The following is a 7,789-nucleotide window of genomic DNA, read 5'->3' on the forward strand; positions in this document are numbered from 1 at the left end:
TGCCCGGCGGCGGCGTTTCGCGCGCGCGTTCGGCCACGCGCGGTCGCGCCGGCGGCGGCGCGCTGCGGTCCATGCCGCTCGCGCCGCGTTCGCTGCCGGCGGGCAACGGCGCGGGCAGCGGCGCGTAGTCGGATGGCGCGGCGACCGGCGGCACCTCCCCGGAACGGAGGAAGCGCTCGTGCGGCGGCTGGCGCGTCACCCAGAAGAACAGCGCCAGCCCGAGCGCCGCCGCGCCGAGGATCGCCAGCACGCCATAGCGGCCCGGGCGCCAGCCGGCGCCGCGCGGAGCGGGGGGAACGGAGGACAGGGTCATGCGGCAGGTCCCGGGTCCGAAAGCCCGATTGTCGCCATCGCCCGGCTTAAGGCCGCGCGAACGCGCCGCCATCGCCGCGGCGGGCGGGAACCCGCATAATCGCGCGTTCCTTTCCGTCCGTCCGCCGCGATGCTCGATCCCGTCCTCCTGCGCCAGCAGCCCGCCGACCTCGCCGCCCGCCTGAAGGCCGCGCGCGGCTTCGATCTCGACGCCGCCGCGCTCGAGCGCCTGGAGGCCGAGCGCAAGCAGATCCAGACCCGCACGCAGCAGCTGCAGAACCTGCGCAACACGCGCAGCAAGGCGATCGGCCAGGCCAAGGCCAAGGGCGAGGACGTCTCGGCGCTGATGGCCGAAGTCGCCGGCATAGGCGACGAGCTGAAGGCCAGCGAGGCGCGGCTGGAGGCGATCCGCGCCGAGCTCGACGCGATCGCGCTCGCCATTCCCAACCTGCCGCACGACTCGGTGCCGCACGGCCGCGACGAGAACGACAACGTCGAGCAGCACCGCTGGGGCACGCCGCGCGCGTTCGATTTCGCGGTGAAGGATCACGTCGAACTCGGCACGCCCAACGGCTGGCTCGATGGTGATGCCGCCGCGAAGCTGTCCGGCTCGCGCTTCACGGTGCTGCGCGGCCCGATCGCGCGCCTGCACCGCGCGCTGGCGCAGTTCATGCTCGACCTGCACACCGGCGAGCACGGCTACCTCGAAGCCAACGTGCCGCTGATCGTCAATGCCGACAGCATGCGCGGCACCGGCCAGTTGCCGAAGTTCGAGGACGACCTGTTCGCCACCCAGGTTGGCGAGGCGAAGCGCTACCTGATCCCGACCTCGGAAGTGCCGCTGACCAACCTGGTGCGCGACGAGATCGTCGACGACGCGCGCCTGCCGCTGCGCCTGACCGCGCATTCGATGTGCTTCCGCGCCGAGGCCGGCTCCTACGGCAAGGACGTGCGCGGCATGATCCGCCAGCACCAGTTCGAGAAGGTCGAGCTGGTCAGCATCGTGCGGCCGGAGGAGAGCTACGCCGAGCACGAGCGCATGACACGCTGCGCCGAAGTGGTGCTGGAGCGCCTCGGCCTGCCGTACCGCCGCGTGCTGCTGTGCACCGGCGACATGGGGTTCGCCGCCGCCAAGACCTACGACCTCGAGGTCTGGCTGCCCTCGCAGAACACCTATCGCGAGATCTCCTCCTGCTCCAACTGCGAGGCGTTCCAGGCGCGCCGCATGCAGGCGCGCTGGCGCAATCCGGCGACCGGAAAGCCCGAGCTGCTGCATACGCTCAACGGCTCCGGCGTCGCCGTCGGCCGCGCACTGATCGCGGTGATGGAGAACTACCAGAACGCCGACGGCTCGATCGCCGTGCCGGACGCGCTGCGCCCCTACATGGGCGGCCTGGACGTCATCCGCTGACCTGCGCGCGACGAAAAGAAACGGGCCTGCTTGCGCAGGCCCGCTGAAAGCGCCGGGCGTGGGGGAGAGAGAGGGGGAGGGGCTCCGCCCGGCGTGGGGGACGCGATGTCCGATGCCTTGGATGGCGGCGGCGCGCGGAGGTTCAACGCGTCCCGGCGAACCGTTCAGCGTGGGGTCGGCTCCGGCCTGCGCCGGAAGCCCGTGGACGCGCCCCGCCTGCGGAACGGCGCGGCCTCGTCCGCACGACAGCCGCCAGCGGAACGCTCGAGCCTGCCCCGCAGCTTTCGTTGCCACGGTGGAATGAAAGTGGCCTAATAGCGCGTGCCGTTCCGATTTTGAGGGGGTGCGCCATGCAGGACCTGAACGACCTGTACTACTTCGCGATGGTCGTCGAGCACTCCGGCTTCGCCGCCGCCGAACGCGCGCTGGGCATTCCGAAATCGCGTCTGAGCCGGCGCATCAGCCAGTTGGAGAACGACCTCGGCGTGCGCCTGCTGCAGCGCTCGACGCGCCGCTTCGCGGTGACCGAAGTCGGCATGAACGTATACCGCCATGCGCAGTCGATGCTGGCCGAGGCGCAGGCCGCGCGCGAGGTGGTGGACCGGCTGAGCGCCGAACCGCGCGGGGTGATCCGCGTCAGCGTGCCGGTCGGCCTGGCGCAGCAGATGATGCCGAAACTGCTGCCCGAGTTTCTCGCGCGCTACCCGAAAGTGCGCGTGCAGTTGCTGGTGAGCAACCGGCGGGTGGACATCATCAACGAAGGCATCGACGTCGCCCTGCGCGTGCGCACGCGGCTCGACGACGACGGCAGCCTGGTGATGCGCAGCTTCGGCCAGATCCAGGAACTGCTGGTGGCCAGCCCGCAATATCTCAAGCGGATGGGACGGCCGCAGAAGCCGGAGGATCTCACCCAGCACACCACCCTCAGCTTCAGCGAGGACGCCGAGCGCCAGCGCTGGGAGCTGCACGCGCGCGACGGCGAGGTGCGCCGGGTGGAACTCACGCCGCGCGTGATGGGCTTCGATTTCCCGATGATGATGGCGCTCGCCCAGCAGGGCGTGGGCATCACGCTGCTGCCCGAGACGATCTGCGGCGATGCGGTGCGCCGGGGCGATCTGGAAGTGGTGCTGCCCGAGTGGCGCCTGCCGCAGGGCATCTTCCACGCCGTGTTCGCCTCGCGCCGCGGGTTGCTGCCCGCGGTGCGCGTGTTCATCGACTACATGGCCGAGAAGGCGCCCGGCTTCGTCGAGACCGCGCGCCTGCAGTGCAGCGAGATCCACGGCCGCCCGTGCAAGGACGAGGAGATGAGCCGCTTCGCGGTGGGGCTGGGCTGACATCGTCCCGCTGAACCCGCCCCGCGCGGTGTCGACACGACGCCGCGCCGCCCGCATGATTACGCGGATCGGAGAGGTGGCCGAGCGGTTTAAGGCAGCGGTCTTGAAAACCGCCGTGGCAGCGATGTCACCGTGGGTTCGCTCGAACGCGCAGGACGCGCGTTCGGACGGCCGCAGGCCGCCCGCGCGCAGCGCGGGTGCGCCAGGAGGGCGCGCATCCATCCCACCCGTGGTCGGGTCGGCGATAATCGAGTCTCCGGAGAGGTGGCCGAGCGGTTTAAGGCAGCGGTCTTGAAAACCGCCGTGGCAGCGATGTCACCGTGGGTTCGAATCCCACCCTCTCCGCCATCCGAAAGACCCCCAGTGTCTTCGCATCCCGGCCCCTGCAATCGCGCCGGCTTCACCCGCATTGCACGGCGCCTCCCGGCGGTTCCCGTACAGTTCGCGCGTCGAAGCCTTCGACCGCACGCGGCCTGTCGTCGGGATCGTTGCGAGGACCGCGGCGGGCGCCGCGTCGCCCTCGAGCCGGTGACGGCCGCGCGATTGCCGGCGCGTCCGGCGCGACGCGTTCTGCGGTCGATCGTGGGTCTCTGGAGAAGGGCATGAGTGAGCTGATCGCCGGCCGCACGCTGCTGGTGGTGGAAGACGAACCCCTGCTGGGGATGCTGCTGGACGACGTGCTTTCCGACGCCGGCGCGCGCGTGCTCGGCCCTGCGGCGACGGTGGAGCGCGCGCTGGAGCTCCTCACCGCGGCGACGGGGGTCGATGCGGCGATCCTGGACGTGAATCTCGGCGGCGTGCGCAGCGACGCGGTCGCCAGCCGCCTGGAGGAGATGGGCGTGCCGTTCGTGTTCGCCACCGCCTACGGCGACGGCGCGATCGACGGCGGGCGCAGCGCGCCGGTCCTGCGCAAGCCGTACGACATCGGCGAAGTGCTGGAGACGCTCGCCCGTCTGCTGGCGGCCTGACCGCCGCCCCGTTCAAACCCGGCGCGCCCTGCGCGCATCCCACGGACTATGCTGACCGCCGTGCTCGATGCGCCCGCCGCCGCGTTTCCCGAGGCCGAAGCCGACGACGGCGCCCTGGTCCGTGCCGCCGCGCGCGGCGAGGTGGCCGCGTTCGAAGCGCTGTACCGGCGCCATGCCGGCCGCGTGCACGGCGTCATCGCGCGTCTGGTCGGCGGGGCGGGATCGCGCGCCGAGGATCTCACCCAGGAGGCCTTCGTGCGCGCGTGGCAGGCGCTGCCGGCGTTCCGCTTCGAATCGGCGTTCGGCACCTGGCTGCACCGGCTGGCGGTCAACACGGCGCTGATGGAGCTGCGCAGCCGACGCAGCCGCCCGCTGGACGAGGACGAGGAAGCGCTGGACTACGTCGGCGCCGCCGACTCGGCCGGACAACGCACCGCGTTGCGGATGGACCTCGAACGCGCGGTGGCGGGCCTGCCGCCGCGCGCGCGGGCGGTGCTGGTGCTGTACGACGTCGAGGGCTGGACGCACGAGGAGATCGCCGCGGAGCTCGGCATCGCCGTCGGCAGCTCGAAAGCGCAGTTGCACCGGGCGCGGCAGTTGCTTCGCGCCCGGCTCGGAGAAACCGCATGAACGACCACGACACCCCCTTGCCCGATGCCCTGCGCTGGCAGTTGCGCGCGCTGCGGCAGCCGCGGGAGCCGGAACGCGACCTCTGGCCCGGCATCGCCGCGCGGCTGACGCCGCAGGCGCAGGCGGCCGCGGTCCGGCGCCGGCCGCAGTGGCCCTTCGCACTGGCCGCCACGCTGGCCATCGCCGCCGCGGGCGCCTGGTTCTGGCGCGACGCCGCGCCGGTGGCGACGCCGGCGCTCGCCGAAGCGCCGCTGCAGCGCGAGGCCGACATGCTGACGCTGCAGTACCAGGCCGCCCTGCGGCAGCTGCCGCCGGCCGAAGCCAGCGCGCCGCCGCTGCGCCAGGCGATGGACGAGCTCGACCGCAGCGCCTCGCTCATCCGCGGCGCGCTCCAGCGCGACCCCGACTCGCCGCTGCTGCTGCAGCAGTTGCGCCGCACCTACACCCAACGTCTGGCGCTCGCCCAGCGCCAGGTCTATAGCTGACCCGGAGAAGCCCATGTCCCTGTTCCGCACGATCGCCACCGGTGCCGGCCTCGCGCTCGCCAGCGCCGCCGCGTTCGCCGCCACCCCGATCAACGAAACCCGTCCGCTCGACCCGCGCGGCACGCTCGAGGTCGAAAACGTCAAGGGCCGCATCGAGGTCCGCGCTTGGGACCGCCCGGAAGTCCGCATCCAGGGCTCGCTGGGGCAGGGCGTCGAGAAGCTCGAGATCGAAGGCGACCGCAGCCGGCTCGCGGTGCGCGTGCGCTACCCCAAGCGGTCCGGCTGGAACTGGGGCGAAGAGCGCAGCGAGCCGACCGAACTGCGGCTGATGGTGCCGCGGCTGGCCAGTCTCGATCTGGAGAGCGTCGCCGCCGAGGTCGACGTCGAAGGCGTCGCCTCGCGCGACCTGGCGATCGAAAGCGTGAGCGGCGACGTGCGCGTCGCCGCCGCGCCCGGCGAGGCCGACATCGAAAGCGTCAGCGGCGATCTGCACCTCACCCTCAACAGTGCGGACGTGAGCGCGCAGACGGTCAGCGGCGATCTGATGCTGCGCGGCCGCCTCGATGGCGAGGTGCACGCCGAGACCGTCTCCGGCAACGTCGACGTGTCCGTGCTGCAGTCGCGCCTGCGCCGGGTGACCGCCGCCGCGGTGTCGGGCGATGTCGTCATCCGCACCGCGCTGGCGTCCGATGCGCGGGTGAACGTCGAAACCGTCAGCGGCGACGTGCGCCTGCGCCTGCCGCGCGACGTCGCCGCCACCGTGCGCGCCGAAAGCTTCAGCGGCGATCTGCGCGCGCCGGGCGTTTCCGTGCAGCGGCCGAAGCACGGCCCGGGCGCGAGCTTCGAGCACCGCTACGGCAGCGGCAGTGCCGACGTGCGCATCGAGACGTTCTCCGGGGACGCGACGCTCGATCTGGAGTGAGCGACGGGAACGCCGGGCGGCTCGGACGCAGCCGGCCGGGCCCGTCGCCGGAGACGCCGGCCGCCGGGCGGAGATCCCGGCCCGCGCCTCGCGTAGCCACCGGCGGATCGGACGCGTGCGCTGCCCGCACGCCGCAGGCTCGTGATCCGACGCCTCGGAGCGCCCGAAGCCCATCGGAGCGCGCGTCCGAACGCGCGCTGTAAGCGGTTACCGGCCGCCGCGCCCATTGCGACCCTCGCGCGGGGCCCGTAGCCTCTCGCGGACAGGACGTCCACACGGGGGAACAGGGATGACGATTCGCGTCTTCCTCATCGACGACCACGCGCTCGTGCGCACGGGGATGCGCATGATCCTGTCGGGCGAGCCCGAGATCGCCGTCGTCGGCGAAGCGGCCAACGGCGAGCAGGCCCTGCCGCTGGTGCGCGAGCTCAAGCCCGATGTCGTGCTGTGCGATCTGCACCTGCCGGGGCTGAGCGGACTGGAACTCACCGAACGCATCGTCGCCGGCCGGCACGGCACGCGCGTGGTGATCGTCTCGGTGCTGCAGGACGGCCCGCTGCCGCGCCGGCTGCTGGAAGCCGGCGCATCGGGCTACGTCGGCAAGGGCGGCGACGCCGGCGAGCTGGTGCGCGCCGTGCGCGAGGTGGCCGCCGGCCGGCGCTTTCTCGCCAGCGAGGTGGCGCAGAAGCTGGCGTTGGCCGGCATCAGCCGCGACGGGTCGCCGTTCGACGAACTCAGCGCGCGCGAGCTGGAGGTCGCCATGCTGCTGGTGCAGGGGATGCGGCAGAACGAGATCGCGCTGCGGCTGTCGCTCAGTCCGAAGACCGTCAGCACGCACAAGAGCAACCTGTTCGACAAGCTCGGCGTCAACGACACCATCGCGCTGGCGCGGCTGGCGAAGCAGCACGGGCTGATGGCGGACGTCTCGCCGCTCTGACCGCCTCCGAACCGACACGGGCCGCCCAGGGGCGGCCCGTGTCGTGCTGCACCGCGTTCGCGGCGAGGCTCAGTCCGGCGTGGCCGGACGCGCGGCCCGCTCGCCCTCGACCGCCGCGGCGGCCGCGTCGGCCGGCTGCGCGCCCTGCGGCTCGGCCGGCAACGGGTCGAACAGGCTGCCCATCCGCGGCTCCTCCGCCGGCGTCGCCCGCTCGACATCCGGCTCGCGGCCCGGCGTTTCGTCGTCGACCGCTTCCGGCGACGGCGCGCCGACGTCGACCGCGTCCGCCGAAGCGTCGCTGGCGGACTCCACGTCCGCAACGGCGGGCGCGTCGTCGGCCGGGTGCGGCACCGTGTGCGCCGCATCCGCGGCCGCCACCGCGGCGGCCGGCACGACGTCGATCGCCGCCGTTTCGACCGCAGTGACGGCGACCGGCTCGGGCGCGGGCACCCCTTCCGGCGTGGCGTCCACCGGCGATGCGGGCGGCTCCGGGGCCGCGGCGGCAGGCGCCGGCGGCGCCTCGCTCGCCACCTGGACCGCGGGGACGCTCACCGCGGGCAACGCGAGGTCGTCGAACTCGAACTCCGGCTGGTGGCGCGACGGCGCCGCCGGCGGGGTTTCGCCCGGCTCGAGCGCGTCGTCCTCGTCGTCGAGCACGGTTTCGACGGCGGACTCGTCGCCTGCCGCGAGCAGCTCGGTGGCGGCGCCCGCCTCGGCACCGCCGCGACGGCGCCGGCGACCGCCGCGACGGCCGCGACGACGGCGCCCGCCGCCTTCGCCCGCAGCCGCG

The 7,789-nt window shown here is 73.1% G+C and carries 7 protein-coding genes, 1 tRNA gene and 2 pseudogenes; 8 read left to right on the forward strand and 2 right to left on the reverse strand.

The window, feature by feature from the left end:
* A pseudogene (locus FQY64_RS14220) lies at positions 1-313 on the reverse strand (hypothetical protein); the annotation flags it as partial.
* 129 nt (positions 314-442) lie between these two features.
* Between FQY64_RS14220 and serS the strand changes: the two are divergent.
* The 8 genes from serS to FQY64_RS14260 all read left to right on the forward strand — a co-directional run bounded on the left by serS (position 443) and on the right by FQY64_RS14260 (position 6,999).
* Positions 443-1,723, forward strand: coding sequence for a serine--tRNA ligase (gene serS / locus FQY64_RS14225; protein ID WP_146475342.1), 1,281 nt, complete (start codon positions 443-445; stop codon positions 1,721-1,723).
* A gap of 335 nt (positions 1,724-2,058) precedes the next feature.
* Positions 2,059-3,057, forward strand: coding sequence for a LysR family transcriptional regulator (locus FQY64_RS14230; protein WP_146475344.1), 999 nt, complete (start codon positions 2,059-2,061; stop codon positions 3,055-3,057).
* 258 nt (positions 3,058-3,315) lie between these two features.
* Positions 3,316-3,405, forward strand: a tRNA-Ser gene (locus FQY64_RS14235).
* A gap of 254 nt (positions 3,406-3,659) precedes the next feature.
* Positions 3,660-4,025 (forward strand): response regulator, encoded by a 366-nt coding sequence (locus FQY64_RS14240; RefSeq protein WP_146475346.1) that lies wholly within the window; start codon positions 3,660-3,662, stop codon positions 4,023-4,025.
* A 48-nt stretch (positions 4,026-4,073) separates the two neighbouring features.
* Positions 4,074-4,655 carry an RNA polymerase sigma factor gene (locus tag FQY64_RS14245; protein WP_146475348.1) on the forward strand — a complete coding sequence of 194 codons (582 nt, stop codon included), beginning with the start codon at positions 4,074-4,076 and terminating at the stop codon, positions 4,653-4,655.
* A complete protein-coding gene (locus FQY64_RS14250; RefSeq protein WP_146475350.1) occupies positions 4,652-5,140 on the forward strand; it encodes a hypothetical protein in 489 nt (162 codons plus the stop codon). Before FQY64_RS14245 ends, FQY64_RS14250 begins: the two co-directional genes overlap by 4 nt.
* Before the next feature lie 13 nt (positions 5,141-5,153).
* Complete coding sequence (locus FQY64_RS14255; protein ID WP_146475352.1) at positions 5,154-6,062, forward strand: DUF4097 family beta strand repeat-containing protein; 909 nt, start codon at positions 5,154-5,156, stop codon at positions 6,060-6,062.
* A gap of 289 nt (positions 6,063-6,351) precedes the next feature.
* Complete coding sequence (locus FQY64_RS14260) at positions 6,352-6,999, forward strand: response regulator (RefSeq protein ID WP_146475354.1); 648 nt, start codon at positions 6,352-6,354, stop codon at positions 6,997-6,999.
* Between the two features lie 69 nt (positions 7,000-7,068).
* Here FQY64_RS14260 and FQY64_RS14865 read toward each other — a convergent pair.
* A pseudogene (locus FQY64_RS14865) lies at positions 7,069-7,789 on the reverse strand (hypothetical protein); the annotation flags it as partial.

This window comes from Vulcaniibacterium thermophilum (assembly GCF_007923255.1).
In the GTDB taxonomy this organism is placed as follows: domain Bacteria; phylum Pseudomonadota; class Gammaproteobacteria; order Xanthomonadales; family Xanthomonadaceae; genus Lysobacter_F; species Lysobacter_F thermophilum.